The organism is Sinomonas terrae, assembly GCF_022539255.1.
Lineage (GTDB): Bacteria > Actinomycetota > Actinomycetes > Actinomycetales > Micrococcaceae > Sinomonas > Sinomonas terrae.
The window spans coordinates 3,255,750-3,273,732 of the sequence record NZ_JAKZBV010000001.1 but is presented as its reverse complement, the minus strand read 5'-3'; the positions used below and the strand labels follow the sequence as shown (position 1 = coordinate 3,273,732).

Below are 17,983 nucleotides of genomic sequence, written 5' to 3'. Positions count from 1 at the left end.
CGCAGGATCTCGCCTATCGTGGACCCATGCGCATCGTGGTCCTCGTCTCCGGCACCGGCTCCAACCTGCAGGCGGTCATCGACGCCGCGACGGCGGGTGAGCTCGACGTCGAGATCGCTGCGGTCGGCGCGGACCGCGAGGGCACGTACGGCATCGAGCGGTCCGAGGAGGCTGGCCTCGAAACGTTCGTGGTCAACTTCAACTCGTTCGAGACGCGCGCCGAGTGGGACGCCGCACTAGCCGAGCGGATCGCGTCGTACGCACCCGACGTCGTCGTCTCCTCGGGCTTCATGCGGATTGTGAGCCCCGACTTCATCGAGCGCTTCGGAGGCCGCTACCTCAACACACACCCGGCGCTCCTGCCCGCGTTCCCCGGCGCGCACGGGGTGCGCGACGCGCTCGCCTACGGGGTCAAGGTCACCGGCTGCACGGTGCACTGGGCGGACGCCGGGGTGGACACCGGGCCGATCATCGCCCAGGAGGCGCTCGCCGTCGAGGCGGACGACGACGAAGAGTCGCTCCACGAGCGGATCAAGGTCGTTGAGCGCAGGTTGCTCATCGACGTCCTCCGCCGCCTCGCTGCGGGCGAGATTCCGGCACCTTCATCCGCTGGGGGAGACCTATGAGTGCAAGCCGTTCCGACCTTGCCGTCCGCGTCCGGGGGCTGCGGAAGACGTACGGGGACCTTAAGGCCGTGGACGGCGTCGACCTGGACATCGCGCGCGGCGAGACCTTCGCTCTGCTCGGTCCCAACGGTGCCGGGAAGTCGACGACTGTCGAGATCCTCGAGGGCTATCGGCACCGCACCTCCGGCGAGGTGAGTGTCCTGGGGGTCGACCCCGCCCACGCGAGGCTCGATTGGAAGGCCCGCCTCGGCATCGTGCTGCAGTCCACCGGGGAGAACGGTCAATACACCGTCCGCGAGCAGCTCTCGCATTTTGCGCGCTTCTACCCGAACCCCCGTAAGGTCGAGGACGTGATTGCGGCCGTGGGCCTCGAACGGCAGGCCAAGACTCGGATCGGCAAGCTCTCGGGAGGCCAGCAGCGGCGCGTCGACGTCGCGCTCGCAATCATCGGGCGCCCCGAGCTCCTGTTCCTCGACGAGCCCACCACCGGGTTCGATCCCGAAGCCCGTCACGAGTTCTGGGGTCTCATCGAGGAACTCAAGTCCGAGGGAACCACGATCCTGCTCACCACCCACTACCTCGACGAGGCCGCCCGGCTCGGCGACCGCGGCGGGGTCATCGTGGGCGGCCGGCTCATCGCCGTCGGGCGGATCGACGAGCTCGGCGGGGCCGAAGCCCGCGTCCCCCTCGTGCGGTGGGCTGACGAGGCGGGCGAGCGGCACGAGGTGCGCACGGAACGACCTGCAGAGCTCGTCGTGGAGCTCTCGGGCCAGCTGGGCGAGCCGCGCGAGCTCGAGGTGATCCGGCCGAGCCTCGAGGACGTCTACCTTGGCCTCGTCCACGCGGCGAGCTCAGCGCCCTCCGTCGCCCAATCTGTCAAAGAGGAGGAACCGGCGTGAGCATCCTCTCCCACGGGATAGCCCGCACGGGCTACGAGACGAAGGGCTACTTCCGCTCGCCCGACAGCGTCTTCTTCACCTTCCTGTTCCCGATACTCATGCTCGGAATCTTCGCAGCCGCCTTCAGCTCACGGGGCGACATGGGGCTCGGGCCCGGCTCGACCGATCACGTGTCGGTGGCCGGCTACTACCTCCCCGGAATGCTCGCCGCTGGCATCCTGCTCTCCGGGGTGCAGAACCTCGCAGTCGACATCGCGGGGGAGAAGGGCGACGGGACGCTCAAACGCCTGGGCGGGACGCCCCTTTCACCCCTCTCCTACTTCGTCGGCAAGCTGGGCAGGGTCTTCGTCACGGGCATTCTGCAGGCTGCGCTGCTCCTCGCCGTTGCGAAGCTCGCCTTCGGCGTCGCGCTGCCGACCGCCTGGAGCGCGTGGGGAACGTTCGCGTGGGTCTTCGTGCTCGGCACGGTCACGTCCGCGCTGCTCGGTATCGCGCTCTCCGCGCTTCCGCGCAGCAGCCGAAGCGCTACAGCTGTGGTCGTCCCGATTGTCCTGGTCCTGCAGTTCATCTCGGGGGTGTATCTGCAGTTTTCGATGCTTCCGACGTGGATGCAGAATCTCGCGAGCGTCTTCCCGCTCAAGTGGATCGCTCAGGGCATGCGCTCAGTGTTCCTGCCAGACGGGTTCAAAGTGCTCGAACAGCACGGGTCCTGGCAGCTGGGGTGGGTTGCCGTGTGGCTCGTGGTGTGGCTCGTCGTCGGCCTCGTGGTCAGCCGCCTCACCTTCCGCTGGATCCGCCGGGACGCGTGAGGCGTCCCGGCGGATCCAGCGGCCGACGGCGCGGGGTTCTAGCCGACGGCGCGAAACGGCCGACGGCGCGGGGTTCTAGATGCCTGCGCCCTCGTCTCCCGATTCGGTTCCTGCGGCATTTGTACCGGAGCCGAACACCTCGCCCGACTGCGGAGTGGAGTCGACTTGGCCCCTCCACGCGCCGGTTTCGGTGCCTCGCGACTCGATGAACTCCTTGAACTTCTTGAGGTCGGACCGGACTTGGAGGTCGTCGGCCCCGAAGAAGGAACCGATCTTCTCGACCGCCGAGTCCGGATCCCACTGGAACTCGACGTTGATGCGGGTCGTTTCGGGGCCGAGGGACTCGAACGTCACCACGCCGGCATGCTCCACGCCGTCGACGCTGTTCCACGCGACGCGCTGGTCTGGTTGCTGCTCGGTGACCACCGTGTCGAACTCGCGGGTCTGACCGGCGACTTTCGTGGTCCAGTGGAGGTGTGTGTCGTCCCGCTGGACGACTGACTCGACCCCTCCCATGAACTCGGGGAAGGACTCGAACTGGGTCCACTGGTTGTAGGCCTGGGAAACAGGGACGTTGACATCGACGGACTGGCGGACGGTGGCCATGGCGCTCTCCTTGGCTTGGGCTGCGTCGGAAACGAGGACCGCGGTCGGGTCCCCGGAAGGACTTGGGCGGTGGCCATTGCTTGACCTGACCGTGCCGTGCTGGCACCCGTCCACCGTAGGCACGGGCCGTGGGGAGGGTCAACGGCCGGTGCAGCGCCTCTCAGGACCGCTTGGGGCTCTTGACGGCCTTCACGACCTTGCGGCGCTTCCGGTTGAGGACGAGAGCGATGCCGATGGCCGCGAGCCACGTGTCCTTCGCCATCGCGACGCCAGCCTGGGTTGGCCGGATCCCGTCAGCTTCGGTGAGGCCCGGCGTCTTCACGTAGACGGCGACGAGGCCGGCCCCGAACGCGCTGAGGCCCAGCCCAGCGAGCTTGGTCGGCACGATGGGGAGCACGAGCGCACCTCCAAGCGCGATCTCGCCCGCGGCGAGAGCCTTGCCGAACGTCGCGGCGGGGATCTGCTTGACCTGCGGGATGGCGTTGGCCGCCATCCCTTGGAGCGCGGCAGCCCGCTCCTCGTCGAGTGAGAGCTTCGAGACGCCCGAATTGATCAGGTACGCCCCTGTGACGAGGCGGAGGATGGCGTGGCTCGGCGAAAATCCCATGATGGTCTCCTTCGTTCCCGGCGTGCGGCATGCGCCTCCAGCCTAGGGAGGCCCGCCATGATTGTCAGCCGTGTGGTTGTAGGGCAAGTCGTACTAAGGCATGCAGTTGTTGCTGGATGGGGTTTCTAGGAGGCGTGGCGGCGTCGGAGCAGCGCTCGGACGCCCACGGCGATGACCGGTGCTGCAAGCCAAGGTCCGGCGACGATGAGCGGGTCCATCCAGATGTGGGAGAGGTCCGAGCGCTTCTGTCCGAAGCGTGACGAGATGGGGTGATGGCCAGCCTCTGAAAGGACTCCGGTCTCCGTGACGGGATTGTCGGGCCGAGTGCTCACGAAGGACCGCGCGTGGGACTCCCACGCATCGACGCGGTCACCCAGGATGAGGAGGAGCCAGTGGGCGGCGCGTCCTTCGCTGAATCTCTCGTACGCGAACCTCCGGATTGCTCCCGAGGCTCCTTTGAGCGGAACGGAGGTTCCGAAGACGGGTGTGACGAACTTGTGCTCGAGCGAGCGTTCGCGCGATTCGTCCCCCGGCTGACGTTCCGGGAAGTCCCAATGCGCCCCGGTCGCACCGGGATCGTACTTCTCCCGCGGCACCGAGGGCCTGTCCCGTGGGTCGAGGTCCGCTCCCCATCCGGGGATGCGGGCCCGGAGCTCATCGGGGGAGGGATTCTGGTAGGGCCTTTCGGCTGTGTAGGGCATGGTATTCCCTCTCAGGCGGCGTTCGGGAGGATGAGCGGCTTGATGCAGCCGTCGAGCTTGGCGGAGAAGATGTGATAGCCCTCCGCGATGTGCTCGAGCGGGATCCGGTGGGTGACGATCTCGCTCGGTTTGAGGTACCCGTTCCGGATGTGCTCGAACAGCCGGGGCCACTGGCGCTTGACCGGGCACTGGTTGGAGCGGATTGTGAGGCCCTTGTTCATCGCGTCGCCGAACTTGACGGCACTGAACACCGGCCCGTAGGCGCCCAGAACGGAGACCGTCCCGCCCTTTCGGACGGCGTCGATCGCCCAATTGAGCGCGATGGGCGAGCCGCCCTGGAGCTTGAGCTTGGCGGCAGTGATGTGCTGGAAGAGGTTGCCATCTGCTTCAGCGCCGGCGGCGTCGATGGCGACGTCGGCCCCGAGGTACCCGGTGTCCTTCTTCAGCTGGAGCACGATGTCGTCGTATTCGGTGAAGTTGTACGTCTCCGCGTGCGCGAAAGTGCGGGCCTTCTCGAGGCGGTATTCGAGATGGTCGACGACGATGACGCGCCCGGCGCCCATGAGCCAGGACGATTTCGCGGCAAAGAGGCCCACGGGGCCGGCGCCGAATACGACGACGGTATCGCCCTCGCTGATGTCGCCGAGCTGCGCACCGAAATAGCCCGTCGGGCATGCGTCGGTGAGGAGCACAGCGTCCTCATCGTCCATCCAGTCTGGAATCAGCGTAGGCCCGACGTCGGCGAAGGGAACGCGCACGAACTGGCTCTGGCCGCCGTCGTACCCGCCGCAGGTGTGGGAGTAGCCGTAGATGCCGCCGACCGCGGTCGCGTTCGGGTTCACATTGTGGCAGTTCGAATACAGGCCGCGTGCGCAGAAATAGCACGAACCGCAATACACGTTGAAGGGGACCATGACGCGGTCGCCCTTCTTCAGATTCTGTACTGAGGGCCCGACTTCTTCCACGACGCCGATGAATTCGTGGCCGAAGGTCGTCCCCACGCGGGTGTCCGGCATCATGCCGTGGTAAAGGTGCAGGTCGGATCCGCAGATTGCGCCGAGGGTTACCCGGACGATGGCGTCGTTCGGGTGCTCGATCTTGGGGATGTCCTTTTCCTCGACCCGAATCTTGTACGGGCCGCGATAGACCATTGCTTGCATGGCGGGTTCGCCTTCCTCGCGCGTTCACTGCTGATTCCCGGCCACAGAGTCATCCCCCTTCGGGGATGAGGGAAACAAGCGCCCGCGCTCGCGACGGTCCACGGAGACGATCCATGGACGACGGCGCTCGATAGAATGAGCCCGAACTGCCCCCGACACCGTGCCCCATCTCGCTGCAGACGCAGTGATGTGCCGTGCGCGAGAGAGACGAGTGACTGTGATCCAGCTTGACCGTGTTCCCATCCGTCGCGCCCTGATCTCCGTCTACGACAAGACCGGTCTCGAAGACCTCGCCACGGGGCTCCATGCTGCCGGCGTGCGCATCGTCTCGACCGGTTCGACGGCGAAGAAGATCGCCGCCGTCGGGATCCCGGTGCAGGAGGTCGAGGAGGTCACCGGCTCACCTGAGATGCTCGACGGGCGCGTCAAGACCCTGCATCCGCGCGTGCACGGCGGGATCCTCGCGGACCGGCGCGTCCCGGCGCACATGGAGACGCTCGAACAGATGGGGATCGAGGCGTTCGACCTGGTCGTGGTCAATCTCTACCCGTTCGTGGAGACGGTTCGCTCGGGAGCCGAGCTGGACGCCGTCGTCGAGCAGATCGACATCGGGGGCCCGGCCATGGTCCGCTCGGCGGCGAAGAACCACGCTGCGGTCGCCGTCGTCGTCGACCCCTCGTTCTACGGCGAAGTGGTGACGGCTGCCGCGGAGGGCGGGTTCGACCTCAAGACGAGGCAGCGGCTCGCGGCGAAGGCCTTCGCGCACACCGCGGCCTACGACACTGCGGTCGCGACCTGGACCGCCAGCCAGTTCCTCGACGAGGACGCGGAAGGCGTGGTGAAGTGGCCGGCCTACGCGGGCCTCGCCCTCGAGCGGTCCGAGGTGCTCCGCTACGGCGAGAACCCACACCAGCAGGCCGCGCTGTATGTCGACAAGGCGGCGCCTGCCGGCATCGCGCAGGCCGATCAGCTCCACGGCAAGGCGATGAGCTACAACAACTTCGTGGATGCGGATGCGGCGCTGCGTGCCGCGTTCGATTTCGCCGAGCCGGCCGTGGCGATTATCAAGCATGCGAACCCGTGTGGCATTGCCGTCGCCACGCCCGGGGCCGAGGACCCGATCGCGGACGCGCACCGCAAGGCCCACGCGTGCGACCCTGTCTCCGCCTATGGCGGAGTCGTCGCGGCCAACAGGACGGTCACGAAGGGCATGGCCGAGACGCTCTCCGGGATCTTCACCGAGGTTGTCGTCGCGCCCGACTTCGAGCCCGATGCAGTCGAGATCCTCTCCAAGAAGAAGAACATCCGCCTCCTCGCGCTTCCGGAGGGCTATGACCGCTACCCGACCGAGTTCCGGCAGATCTCCGGGGGCATGCTCGTGCAGTCCTCGGACCGCCTGGACGCGGAGGGTGACGAGCCCGCCAACTGGACGCTTGCGAGCGGCGAGGCTGCCGACGAGGCAACGCTCGCGGATCTCGCCTTCGCATGGCGCGCTTCCCGCGCCGCGAAGTCGAACGCCATCCTGCTCGCGAAGGATCGCGCGTCGGTCGGTGTCGGCATGGGGCAGGTCAACCGGGTCGACTCGTGCCGCCTCGCCGTCGAGCGGGCGAACACCCTGGGGGTCGCCGTCGAGTCGAACGTCGACTCCGCCGGGGGCGCCTCGGGCGGCGATGCGAACTCGGCGCCCGAGCGGGCCCGTGGCGCTGTCGCTGCCTCGGACGCATTCTTCCCGTTCGCGGACGGCCTGCAGATCCTCATCGATGCCGGGGTCAAGGCTGTCGTCCAGCCAGGCGGCTCGGTACGCGACGAAGAGGTCATCGCGGCCGCGAAGGACGCCGGCGTGACGATGTACTTCACGGGGTCACGGCACTTCTTCCACTGATCGGTTTCCACTGATCGGTGCTCTCGACGACCAAGGGGAGGGGTGGCTGCAGCCACCCCTCCCCGTCGCAGTGCTACTGGAAAGCCAGTGCTACTGGAAAGCCAGTGCTACTGGAAAATCGCGACCGTCTGGGTGGCGTGGCTGGCCGCCGCCGACCAGAGGGCAGCCACATTGGCGGCGGTCGACGAATTGATCGCGGTCACGCTGGCCCAGTCGTAGGTCGACAGGGTGTCGCGGTCCGGCAGGGCCTCGGCGGTCTCGGCGGCGAGTTCGGCGGCTGTGATCTTGGTCATTCTGATCATCTCTCCTTCGTGATTTTTTGTGATTTGGATTGTTGTTACTTCGGTTGTTTCAATGAGAATCGCCTGGCGGCGTTTCGAATGCCGGTTGTTTCGAATGCCGGTCCGGGCGCCGAGCCGGTCCCTCGGCCACGGCAGGGCGCCGGTTCCCGGTCGCTTTGCGTCGTCAGGGTCGCTTGGTTGTCAGGGTTGGGCTAGTGCCAGCCACTGGCCGGCATTGGCTGTCGCGGTGGAATTGATCGTCGCGGCGTTGACTGCCAGCGCGAAATTGAACGCGATGACGGGTGCGACGTTGATATTGATTCCGGTAGACAGGGTGTCGCGCTCGGGAAGCATATCGGCGCGTTCTTCGGCCAGTTCGGCCATCGTGAATGCCATCATCGGTTTTCTCCTTTTTGAGCAGGGAGCACCCGGCTTCAGCCGAGGCACCCGGCGCCGGGCGGGGAACCGACGCCGGGCGCGTCTTCAACTTTGATTAACTCTGCTGATTCGGCCAGTGCGACTGATTCGGCCAGTGCGACTGGTTCAGCCAGTGTGACTGGTTCGGCCAAGGCGACTGGTTCGGCCAGGCCATTGATTCGGACAGTGTGACGGCCAAGGCGATGTTGCGTCCGAGCGCTGAGGCGCTGGCGTCCGCCACGCCGCGCCTCGCTGCTGGCAAGGAGATGCCCGGGGTTTTGCCGTGGACGTGGTCATTTCGGTCGCCCGCCTTCCGTGATGACAGCGTGGGCCTCAGAAGTGGTAGCCGAGCCGGAATCGCCCAGGTGTGGCAGCGTGGCGCGGCTTGTAGCGAATGATGGGCGGCGCCATGCGGCCGGCCGCCACATGGATGATGGAGGTCGCCAACCTCGCGAGGATCAGCAACGAGCCGACAGCCGGCAGGGCCAACAGCGTCATCGCGAGGAGCGACATGATGGCATCGAGCGGTTGCCCAAGGGCGAGGGAAACCGAGAGCCGGCTGACGTGGGCGACGATGGCTGTTGCGGTCTCGGTGAGGATGGTTGGAAGGCTCAGCGCGAGCCAGACAAGGACGCCGGCGAGGAACGGCACGACGGCGAGGACCCAGGCCGTCACGATCCTTCGGGCTGCGGGGCGGAGCTCCCGAACCCGAGCGTCTGCTTGACGGCCGGGGATGAGGCTCCGGAGCACAGGTGCCACTCGTGCGAAGAGGTCGGGGACCCCGGCGATGTCGGAGAGGACGAAATAGCCGTCGAGCCGGATGGTCGGGGGGAGCTGCTGGGCCATCTGGAGCTGAGTGACGATTGCAAGCAGCAGGAGGAGTGGGCTGCCGGTCAGCAGATAGCCGGCCCCTGCGCAGAGCACCCACCAGAGATGGAAGTACAGGCCGCCCAGGTCGGTGCGGATCCTTCCTCCCCGGCTGAGGCGGTAGGAATCCGTGACGTCCGTGAAGAACGCGGGAAAAACGAGATAGAGGCCCACGCCGATGACGCCCGGAGTGGCACCCCCGTAGCGGCACGCGGCGGCATGCCCCATTTCATGGACTAGGCCGCCGGCCGTCACGAGGGCGAAGAACAGAAGTAGCAACGTGGGGGTCAGGAGAACTGACGAGAGCGCTTCCAGGACGTCGGTGCCGAGGAAGAGGCGTGCGTCCAGGGCGATCAGGGCAAGGCACGCGAGGACGACGACGGGTGGTGCGTACAGCTTGCTGAGCAGTGAAGCGATGCGCTCGACCTGCGCTGCCCGCAGGACCGTGGCCTTCACGGTCAGCGCGAGCAGGGGAGCGGCCGAGGGGGGCGGCGCGGCGGGGCTCTTCCCGGGGCGCTCGATGAGGCCGAGGGGTTCGAGCTTCGCCTCGGCCAGGAGGGTCAGCCCTTCCACGTCCAGCTCGCGACCGAAATTGCTGCTGACCCTCCGCGCGAGTTCGTCGGATGGGAGCGGCTTTGCAGCCTCCCGAACGATGCTGTGCAGGAGTTCGGTGAGCTGTACGACCTGGCCGTCGGCTCGGCGCACGAGATAAGTGCTGTGGTTGAGGCCGGATCCGTTCACGATTCCAAGCAGCTGAACCCCGCTTGCCCGCTGCCAACGCTGCGGCGCGGAAGGAGGCGCGGCCGTCATTGTCATCTGGCTCCTCCTCTTTCAGGAACTCATGCCCGGGTTTCATGACCTGTGGGTCGGGCTGCATGACCCCTGGTTCGGGCGCGGCGCCGTCGTTCTGGGCCGGCGGCGCCACGGCCGAAGTACCAATCGCAGGCGCCTGGTGCGTGCTACTGCATGACCAGGATGGTCTGCGTCGCGTTGCTGAGAGCGGTCGAATGGACGGCGAGCAGATTCAGCGCAAGCGATGAGTTGGACGCGTTGATTCCGGCCCAGTTGAAGGAGCTCGTGGAAAGTGTGTCCCGATCGGGGAGCAACTCGACTGTCTCGGCGGCGAGTTCTTCGGCGGTGAGCTTGGTCATGAAACTCAACTCCTAGGTCTTGGCTTTTCTCAGGAATGCGATTGGGATTAATCGCTAATGAGAGTCAAGCGAACCCCCGTTATTTCCGCGTTACTGCTGCGTTACCACCATGACGTGCGGAAACATGACGTGCGGAAAGGCGCGCTGCCGGATTTTTGGAAGACGCCAAACGCGCGAACCCGTCTGGACACAGCGGGCCCCCGCCCAGCTGCGAGCGGGGGCCCTGCCCAATGTGCTGATAACTGGTCTCGTGTTCAAAGAATCGATCAGTCGCCAAATCGATCAGTCGCCAAATCGATCAGTCGCCGAACCAATCAGTGGCCCGAGTCGACCTCGACCTTAGTCTTCACGTCAGCCGCCTTGGTGTCGTTCGCGATCGCTGATTTGGCTTGGGCCGCAGCGTCATCGGCGTCCTTCTGCACACTCGTGCGGTTCTGAGGCCCGACGGAGAGCTTGATCCCCAACTGCTGCTCAATCTGTTTGATGAGCGCCTTCGTGGAGGCGCTCAGCGCGCGTTGGGAGCCGCCGATCACGACGAACTGCAAGGCGACCGCCGTCGTCGTGCACGACGTGCAGGCGACGTTGAGCGCGAGCGAGCGATTATTGGCCGTGACCGAAGACGCGCTGCTTCCGGTGACGATCTGCACCGATACGGCGGACGACGAGCAGTTCGCGCAGTTAGACCAGGCCGTAGCCGCGTTGTCCGCCATCGCCGGTGCGCCACTCGAGACGCTGACTGTCTGGAGGGCCGTCGCGCTGCCCGAGCACCCGTTGCAGTTGCTCGTCGAGACCGCGGTTGCGACGGCCTTCCCGCTTCCAGGGCCGAGCACTGTGTCGGAGCGCGCGGAGTCGGTGACAAGGGGCTGGGCGACAGTCGGTATCGCGGAGGAGGAGACATCGAGGGATCCAGACGCCCTCACATCGTCCGAGGGGCCGCGGCCTTGGGCCGAGGCCGGGCCGGCTGCCGAGCTGCCCGCGAGTGCGAGGGCCAGAAGGGCAAGGACGAGAGCAAGGGTCTTCCACCTCGCGCGACGTGCCATCATTCACAGCTCCTTAATCAATTGACGGTGTGCAGCAGCCAGCCGACTCCTTTGCGGGGCCAGTAGGGGAGCGGGCAGCCCGAGAAGGTCACGGGAACCGCTGGTCAGGGCAGCCTTGAGCCGGTCGGACGGTTCGAGGCCGAGTTCGTCGCGCAGCCGGAAGCGGAACTCTTCAAGAGTCCGGTAAGCGGCGGCAGTGTTTCCCGCATGGACTTGCGCGCGGATGATGAGGGCATACGCGGACTCGCGAAGAGGTTCGATGGCTGCGGCCTGCTGCGCGGCGACGATAGCGGCATCGGCTTCGTCCCTGGCCAGGTGCTGGCGTGCGATCGCTTCGAGAGTAGCCACGCGCAAGACGCGCAGACGCTCCTGCTCAAAGATGATCCAGTCCTCGTACCAACCGGGAAGCAGTTCGGCACGCAACAGCAGGTCCTCGAATTCGGGGTCGGGGACGGCCCCCGAACGGATCAGCTCAGCCTGCCGCCGTAGGCGCCGTACATCGACTGTGACCGCTGGCCCCAGGCCTATTGGTTCGAGGCTGTCGGAGAGGAGCCCCGGCAGTTGGTGCCGGACTTTGAAGACGGTTGAACGAAGGCTCCCGGCCGCCTGCTGCTCAGCGCTTTCAGGCCAGAGGAGGCCGGCCAGATACGAGCGTGGGCGTTGGCCCATGAGGGCGAGTGCGGTGATGAGGCGCTGCTGTCTGCTTCCAACTGCCGCGGGAGCGCCGTCGCCCATCAGCTGCCAGCACCCCAAGAGGCGCAATTCCCATTCCATCCCCGACCCGACCCCCCCTCGATAGCTGCTGCCGCCGGGGGTTTCGGGCTTCGGTCAAACGACGTGACCCCCGCGGTACGCGCCTGCTGAAACGAGTACCAGCATGACGAGGAGTAGATAATCCAGTCAATGGATTTATTGGGGTTGACAGGAACTTTCGGGCAAGCCTGAGTGCGCTACCAGCATCGTGAAGCCGGCGGTCACAGGGACTGGTCGGAACCCGTTTCCCGATGCTCGTCGAGGGCTCTGGACGCAAGCCAGTCGCTCACGCTCTTGACAGCAGCCCCGGCGTCCGAGGTGACCTTGAGAGCGGAGGGTTCCCAAGCGCCGTCGGACGCCAGGATACGGATGCGGAGATCGCCGCCAGCCGCTGGCTCCTTCCACACGCGGAGAACGAGGGTCCCGAGTTCCTCAAGCTCCGAGTCGTGCTCGTCCTTCCCATTGGCGGACGCGGAATGCTGTGCCATCTTCTCCTCATTTGTGACGAGCGCCCCCCAAGGCGCGCATGACGCAAGGCCGAAGCCTTTCCCTGCAGTCTAGGGGCTTTCGGCCCCTCCTCAGGAAACCGGTGAATGACGGCGGAAATGGGTCCTTTCGGCGCTGTTTCGCCTTCACGATCTTCGGCTGTCCCTAGGCTCCGGTAAGTTAAGGACGTTGATATAGCAGCACGCATGCACACTGCGGCGAACGCTGAAGCGAACCGGCGCCGCGGTCTGCCCACCTCCAGGGAGGCGCCACCCATGGCCACGATCATCTATACCCACACGGACGAGGCGCCCATGCTGGCGACGCACTCGTTCCTTCCGATCATTCAGGCCTTCGCCTCGTCCGCGGGCGTCGACGTGCAGACTCGGGACATCTCTCTGTCCGGCCGCATCATCGCAGTCTTCGGCGACTACCTTACGGAGGAGCAGCGCACCTCTGACGCTCTCGCGGAGCTCGGTGAGCTCGCCAAGAAGCCCGAGGCGAACATCATCAAACTCCCGAACATCAGTGCGTCGGTGCCGCAGCTCAAGGCCGCGATCGCCGAGCTCCAGTCGCAGGGCTATGCCGTTCCCGACTACCCGGACAACCCCTCCTCTGATGAAGAGACGGATATCCGTTCGCGCTATGACCGCATCAAGGGCTCGGCCGTGAACCCGGTTCTCCGCGAGGGCAACTCCGATCGCCGTGCGCCGCTCTCCGTCAAGAACTACGCCCGCAAGAACCCTCACTCGATGGGTGCGTGGTCGCCGAACTCGAAGACGAACGTCGCGACCATGGCCGCCGCGGATTTCCGTCACAACGAGAAGACCGTCGTGATCGGCCAGGACGATACGCTCACGATCCAGCTCGTCCTCGAGGACGGCACGGTCAAGGATCTCAAGAAGGGCCTCAAGGTTCTCGCGGGCGAAGTCGTCGATGCGACTTTCATGAGTGCCGCCGCGCTCGACGAGTTCCTCGCCGTGCAGGTCGCGCTGGCCAAGGAGCAAGGTGTCCTCTTCTCGGCGCACCTCAAGGCCACCATGATGAAGGTCTCGGACCCGATCATCTTCGGCCACGTCGTGAAGGCCTACTTCAGGGAGCTGTTCGAGACCTATGGCAAGCAGCTGGCCGCGGCTGGCCTGAGCCCGAACAACGGCCTCGCCTCGATCCTCAGCGGCCTGGGTGAGCTCCCTGAGGATGTCCGCGACGGCGTGAAGGCGCTCGTCGCGAAGGGCCTCGAGGAGGGCCCGGCCCTCGCGATGGTGAACTCGGACAAGGGCATCACCAACCTCCACGTCCCCTCGGACGTCATCGTGGACGCCTCCATGCCGGCCATGATCCGCCTCGGTGGCCACATGTGGGGCCCGGATGGCAAGGAGCACGACACTCTCGCCGTCCTCCCCGATTCCTCCTACTCGGGCGTCTACCAGGTCGTGATCGACGACTGCCGTGCGAACGGAGCGTACGATCCGACGACGATGGGCACCGTCCCCAACGTCGGCCTCATGGCGCAGGCCGCGGAGGAGTACGGGAGCCACGACAAGACGTTCGAGATCCGGGCCGCCGGCCGCGTCCAGGTTGTCGACAGCCGCGGCAACGTCCTCATCGAGCACGAGGTGGAGCAGGGCGACATCTGGCGTGCATGCCAGACGAAGGACGTCCCGATCCGCGACTGGGTCAAGCTCGCTGTGACCCGTGCCCGGGCTTCCAAGACGCCTGCCGTGTTCTGGCTCGACGAGACGCGAGCTCACGATCGGAACCTCATTGCGAAGGTGACCGAGTACCTCAAGGATCACGACACCGACGGTCTCCAGATCGAGATCATGGCGCCGACGGACGCTACCGCATTCTCGCTCGAGCGCATCCGCCGGGGCGAGGACACGATCTCGGTGACGGGCAACGTGCTCCGCGACTACCTCACGGACCTGTTCCCGATCCTCGAGCTCGGCACGAGCGCCAAGATGCTCTCGATCGTTCCGCTCATCAACGGCGGCGGGCTCTTTGAGACCGGTGCCGGCGGCTCCGCTCCGAAGCACGTCCAGCAGCTCCTCGAGGAGGACTACCTCCGTTGGGACAGCCTGGGCGAGTTCCTTGCCCTCGCAGTGAGCTTCGAGCACCTCGCCACCTCGACCGGGAATTCCCAGGCCCAGGTCCTCGCCGAGACGCTGGACCGCGCGACCGGAACGTTCCTGCTGGAGAACAAGTCCCCTGGCCGGAAGCTCGGCACCATCGACAACCGTGGCAGCCACTATTACCTCGCTCAGTACTGGGCCAAGGAGCTTGCGGAGCAGACGGACGACGCCGCCTTGGCCGCGACGTTCGGACCCGTCGCCCGCGCGCTCGTCGAGCAGGAGGACGCCATCCTGGCCGAGCTTCTCGGCGTGCAGGGGCACCCCGTTGAGATCGGCGGGTACTACCGCCCGAACGAGGAGAAGACGTACGCCGTCATGCGCCCGTCGCGGACGCTCAACGGTGTCATCGACTCGCTCCGCGGTTGATCGGTTCGGCAGCCCTACCGGCTGACGGGCTCCGCCGCCGATCCGGCTGACCGCTCAACAGCCTTTCCGGCGCCCCGCACCAATCTAGGTGCGGGGCGCCGTCGTCTGCTGAGAACCGCCGTCTGTTGAGAACCGCCGTCAGTCCATCCCCCAGCGAAGGGCTGACGGCGGCAGTCGTGTTGGAGTTTCACCATCTTTTGGAGCCCGACGGCGGCGTGTCCGGCGAATCGCCGTCGTACCACCCGCCGCGCTTCGTAGATGATGGTGAAACTCCCTCCCGGTGGATCCCGAGGGGCGGTCTCGCCAGTCAGCTCTGCCCAGATCGACTGTCGGAACCGCCCCTCGGGGAGTCCTCAGGAGATGGCCGCCCGAGGCATCCGGCGGGCGGCAACCCCGCCGGCGACCCCGAGGCCTCCCATCGCCATGCCGATCCCGATGCCCAGGAGGAGCATTGCAACCCCGAGCAGGAGCGTGAGATCGGTCGGCGTTGTGCCGGCACCGCTGATGAACGAGCTCAGGCCGAGGCAAGACTCGGTTCCCGAACCGCTGCCGGTGCCAGTGGCGTTGTTGCCCGTGCCCGAGCCTGTGCCTGTGCCTGAGTTGGCCGCGAGGCCCGCTCCGGCCGGAGTACCGGTGCCAGCCGTGGCCGTGCCAGCCGCGCTGTTGTCAGCGCCCAGCAGTGCCCCGCTGCCGACGCCGGTCGCAGCCGCAACGTTGCCGGTCAGAGCGGGTTCGCCGCCGATCGACGCCGAAACGTCGGGGGCCGAAGCCCCGCCGGTGCTGGATCCTGCTGTGCCGGATCCTGCTGTGCTGGATCCTTCGATGCCGGATCCTGCTACGCCGAGATCAGCGGTTCCAATCCCAGAGCTGCCAGGGCCGGCGGTCGTGGTTCCCGCGTCAGTGCCCGTGCCGCTCCCTGTGCTGGTGGCCGGCTCGGCTGCATTGAGCAGAAGCGTCGCCGTGCCGCCATTGGCGACCCCAGTGGCCGGAAGGCCGAGGGAGACCACCCCGGAGGCAGGAACTGGTGCGTTCGCGGCTACGGTCAAAGCGAGCGGATTGAGGCTCGTCAGGGGGCTGCTGAGGGCCGTTCCTGCGCCGCTGATTCCGGTCGGCACTGTTCTCGCCGGCACTGTTCCCGCCAGCACGGTGCCTGTTCCCACCGGCGGCGTGCTCCCGGAGAGAATGCTTCCGGAGAGAATGCTCCCGGAGAGAGCGTTCCCTGAGAGAACGCCAGACGGAACGCCGACGGCCGGCTCGGGAGCTGACGGCACGTTCGGAACCGTCGAGGCTCCCGACGTCACCACAACCGGGACTCCGACGGAGAGCGTCGGCGCGGTTCCGGCAGCCACGGTCTGGCCGTGGGTACCGGTCAGGCCAACGGCTGCAGGTGCGGCGACGACGGCCGCGGGGGACGTCGCCGTCGTCGTCGTGTTGCCGGCACTCGGGCTATTGACGACGGCGGGCGCACCCACCGACACGGCCGGCGCCGCTGCCGCGGTGAGGGACGAGACGCTCGGCGTAGCCACGCCGGTCGCCCCGGCGCCCGTCGCCCCGGCGCCCGTCGCCCCCGTGCCATTGACGGTGCTTCCGGCTGCTCCGGTCGGAAGGGTGACGGCCGGCGTCGTCACCAGCGCCGGGTCGTCGACGTCGGTCGGGTTGGGCACCCCGATTGCCGGCACAGTCACATTCGGCACAGTCACATTCGGCACAGACGCGCCGGGCAGGGAACTCGTGCTGGGCAGGGAACTCACAGCGGGAAGCGGCGTCGCGGCCCCCGCTTCGTCACTGTCCGTGGGATTGGAGAGAGACCCGGCGGGCAGCGACACTGCCGGTAGCGATACTCCGGAGAGGCCACTCGTTCCGCCCGACGCCGGGGCAGCGCCCGAGGCCGGCGCAGTCGCGCCGCCGATCTGGACGGTCACAGGGACGGTGGCATTGGCGAGTGGATTGGTTGCGACGGTCGTGCTGTCTGCCAGCGCGGCCGCCTCGCCGAGGCCCATGAGGCCTCCAGCGACAACGGCGCCGAGGAGCACTCGGCGAGCAAGCTTGTTCACAGTTCACTCCTGATCTGAAAGGGTGCGCGCGAGGGCGCGCTGGGACGGTCTTGTCTGCCGCGCTTGGGGCAGACCCGTCCCCCAGTCAGTCGGGGGTTGAGCCGGGATCGAAGGTAGGCGACGCGGGCACGAGGCCGCGCCGGGACCGGATGCAGCCCAAGAGGATGAAGAGCGGGGCGAGCAGGAATTCCGCAGCGAGGGACGCGTTTCCCTGCACCGGAGAGATCGGGCCGCCGGATCCGCCCGCACCCGAATCCGAAGGAGTTGCAGGCGGGGCGTCGGGCAGCGCGAGAGGGGGAGCGTCGAGCGGCGCCAGAGCTACTGTGCCGAGGCTCTGCAGCACCGCTGCTGGAACTGAGAGGCCAGCCCAGTCCGGGCTGGCGTAGACTGCGCCGAGGCCAGCGAAGAGTTCGACGGCGGGAGCCACCGCAGCGGGTGCACTTGCCGTCGGCGCGTCCGTGAGTTGTACGTCAGCAGAAGGATTCGGGACATCCGCCGAACCCGCCGTAAGCGGGGGAGCTGTCGGCTTGGGGACAGCGGCTGGTACTAGGTTTTGAGTGTCTGGAAGCGAGACCGGGGCCGGTGAGGCAGCGGTGTCAGAGACGGCCTTGCCCACCTGGGCGACGCTCTGGCCGAGCCCCGAGGCGCTGTGCGTGACGACGGGTTCGAGGGGCTCGAGCGGACCTTGGAGAACCGGGGCCACGACGGAGGGTGCGGCGGCAACGGCCGAGCCGAGCGTCGTCGTCGTGCTCTCGACTGCGGAAGCAACCGACTCTTGGACCTGCGGCACTGCCTCCTGGGCCTGCGGCACTGCCTCCTGCACTGTCTGCAGCTGCCGCGAGGACTGCTGCACCGCCGACACGGGCGGGAGCGCCGCTGCCAGAGGCTTGACGACCGGCGCCGCCAGTTCGACCGGGGCGTTCGTCACCGGCGACGCAAGGACCTGCGATGACACGGGAAGGGGAGGGGCGGGGTCCGACGAAGCGGACGCAGACGATCCCCCCAACAGCAGCCACCCAACGCCCAGCCCGGCGGCAACAGCCGCGTGCCGCGCGAGGGAGAGGACGCGCTGTCGCGCCTCTGGTGTCAACCGCATGCCCCCTCCTCCCCAGTGTGAAGGACCGGTTGAAACGCTCGCAGTGATGG

Annotated in this window: 18 protein-coding genes; 5 read left to right on the top strand and 13 right to left on the bottom strand. The window is 66.9% G+C overall.

Features of this window, described 5'->3' with window-relative positions; genetic code table 11:
- The first annotated feature begins 26 nt into the window (after positions 1–26).
- Genes purN through L0M17_RS15125 form a run of 3 tightly spaced genes read left to right on the top strand, consistent with a single transcriptional unit; the run spans position 27 to position 2,334 of the window.
- Positions 27–626, top strand: a complete 600-nt coding sequence (purN, locus tag L0M17_RS15135; protein ID WP_241054982.1) for a phosphoribosylglycinamide formyltransferase — start codon at positions 27–29, stop codon at positions 624–626.
- Positions 623–1,525: an ABC transporter ATP-binding protein gene (locus L0M17_RS15130; protein WP_241054980.1), complete on the top strand. Its 903-nt coding sequence runs from the start codon at positions 623–625 to the stop codon at positions 1,523–1,525. Before purN ends, L0M17_RS15130 begins: the two co-directional genes overlap by 4 nt.
- A complete protein-coding gene (locus L0M17_RS15125) occupies positions 1,522–2,334 on the top strand; it encodes an ABC transporter permease (protein ID WP_241054978.1) in 813 nt (270 codons plus the stop codon). Before L0M17_RS15130 ends, L0M17_RS15125 begins: the two co-directional genes overlap by 4 nt.
- Before the next feature lie 75 nt (positions 2,335–2,409).
- On the opposite strand, the gene L0M17_RS15120 is transcribed toward L0M17_RS15125, so the two are convergent.
- The 4 genes from L0M17_RS15120 to L0M17_RS15105 all read right to left on the bottom strand — a co-directional run bounded on the left by L0M17_RS15120 (position 2,410) and on the right by L0M17_RS15105 (position 5,408).
- Complete coding sequence (locus L0M17_RS15120; RefSeq protein WP_241054976.1) at positions 2,410–2,940, bottom strand: SRPBCC family protein; 531 nt, start codon at positions 2,938–2,940, stop codon at positions 2,410–2,412.
- Between the two features lie 160 nt (positions 2,941–3,100).
- Positions 3,101–3,547, bottom strand: a complete 447-nt coding sequence (locus L0M17_RS15115) for a hypothetical protein (RefSeq protein ID WP_241054974.1) — start codon at positions 3,545–3,547, stop codon at positions 3,101–3,103.
- Positions 3,548–3,672: 125 nt separating this feature from the next.
- On the bottom strand, positions 3,673–4,248 hold the full coding sequence (locus tag L0M17_RS15110; protein WP_241054972.1) for a hypothetical protein: 576 nt from the start codon (positions 4,246–4,248) through the stop codon (positions 3,673–3,675).
- Between the two features lie 11 nt (positions 4,249–4,259).
- Positions 4,260–5,408 (bottom strand): zinc-dependent alcohol dehydrogenase, encoded by a 1,149-nt coding sequence (locus L0M17_RS15105; RefSeq protein ID WP_241054970.1) that lies wholly within the window; start codon positions 5,406–5,408, stop codon positions 4,260–4,262.
- Positions 5,409–5,619: 211 nt separating this feature from the next.
- On the opposite strand from L0M17_RS15105, the gene purH reads away from it, so the two are divergent.
- Positions 5,620–7,290 (top strand): bifunctional phosphoribosylaminoimidazolecarboxamide formyltransferase/IMP cyclohydrolase, encoded by a 1,671-nt coding sequence (gene purH / locus L0M17_RS15100; RefSeq protein ID WP_241054968.1) that lies wholly within the window; start codon positions 5,620–5,622, stop codon positions 7,288–7,290.
- Between the two features lie 107 nt (positions 7,291–7,397).
- On the opposite strand, the gene L0M17_RS15095 is transcribed toward purH, so the two are convergent.
- From L0M17_RS15095 to L0M17_RS15065, 7 genes are all read right to left on the bottom strand, one after another.
- Complete coding sequence (locus tag L0M17_RS15095) at positions 7,398–7,583, bottom strand: hypothetical protein (protein ID WP_241054966.1); 186 nt, start codon at positions 7,581–7,583, stop codon at positions 7,398–7,400.
- Positions 7,584–7,772: 189 nt separating this feature from the next.
- Positions 7,773–7,970 (bottom strand): hypothetical protein, encoded by a 198-nt coding sequence (locus L0M17_RS15090; protein WP_241054965.1) that lies wholly within the window; start codon positions 7,968–7,970, stop codon positions 7,773–7,775.
- Between the two features lie 351 nt (positions 7,971–8,321).
- On the bottom strand, positions 8,322–9,671 hold the full coding sequence (locus L0M17_RS15085) for a hypothetical protein (protein ID WP_241054964.1): 1,350 nt from the start codon (positions 9,669–9,671) through the stop codon (positions 8,322–8,324).
- A gap of 143 nt (positions 9,672–9,814) precedes the next feature.
- Positions 9,815–10,006 (bottom strand): hypothetical protein, encoded by a 192-nt coding sequence (locus L0M17_RS15080; RefSeq protein ID WP_241054963.1) that lies wholly within the window; start codon positions 10,004–10,006, stop codon positions 9,815–9,817.
- A gap of 314 nt (positions 10,007–10,320) precedes the next feature.
- Complete coding sequence (locus tag L0M17_RS15075; RefSeq protein ID WP_241054962.1) at positions 10,321–11,049, bottom strand: hypothetical protein; 729 nt, start codon at positions 11,047–11,049, stop codon at positions 10,321–10,323.
- A complete protein-coding gene (locus L0M17_RS15070) occupies positions 11,050–11,820 on the bottom strand; it encodes an AfsR/SARP family transcriptional regulator (protein WP_241054961.1) in 771 nt (256 codons plus the stop codon).
- 200 nt (positions 11,821–12,020) lie between these two features.
- Positions 12,021–12,287, bottom strand: a complete 267-nt coding sequence (locus tag L0M17_RS15065) for a hypothetical protein (protein WP_241054960.1) — start codon at positions 12,285–12,287, stop codon at positions 12,021–12,023.
- Between the two features lie 273 nt (positions 12,288–12,560).
- On the opposite strand from L0M17_RS15065, the gene L0M17_RS15060 reads away from it, so the two are divergent.
- Entirely contained in the window at positions 12,561–14,783 is a 2,223-nt protein-coding gene (locus tag L0M17_RS15060; RefSeq protein ID WP_241054959.1) for an NADP-dependent isocitrate dehydrogenase, read from the top strand.
- A gap of 353 nt (positions 14,784–15,136) precedes the next feature.
- Here the strand turns inward: L0M17_RS15060 and L0M17_RS15055 are convergent, their stop codons facing one another.
- Both L0M17_RS15055 and L0M17_RS15050 read right to left on the bottom strand, forming a co-directional pair.
- Positions 15,137–16,837: a hypothetical protein gene (locus L0M17_RS15055; protein ID WP_241054958.1), complete on the bottom strand. Its 1,701-nt coding sequence runs from the start codon at positions 16,835–16,837 to the stop codon at positions 15,137–15,139.
- Positions 16,838–16,922: 85 nt separating this feature from the next.
- Positions 16,923–17,933, bottom strand: coding sequence for a hypothetical protein (locus L0M17_RS15050; RefSeq protein ID WP_241054956.1), 1,011 nt, complete (start codon positions 17,931–17,933; stop codon positions 16,923–16,925).
- Positions 17,934–17,983: the final 50 nt, after the last annotated feature.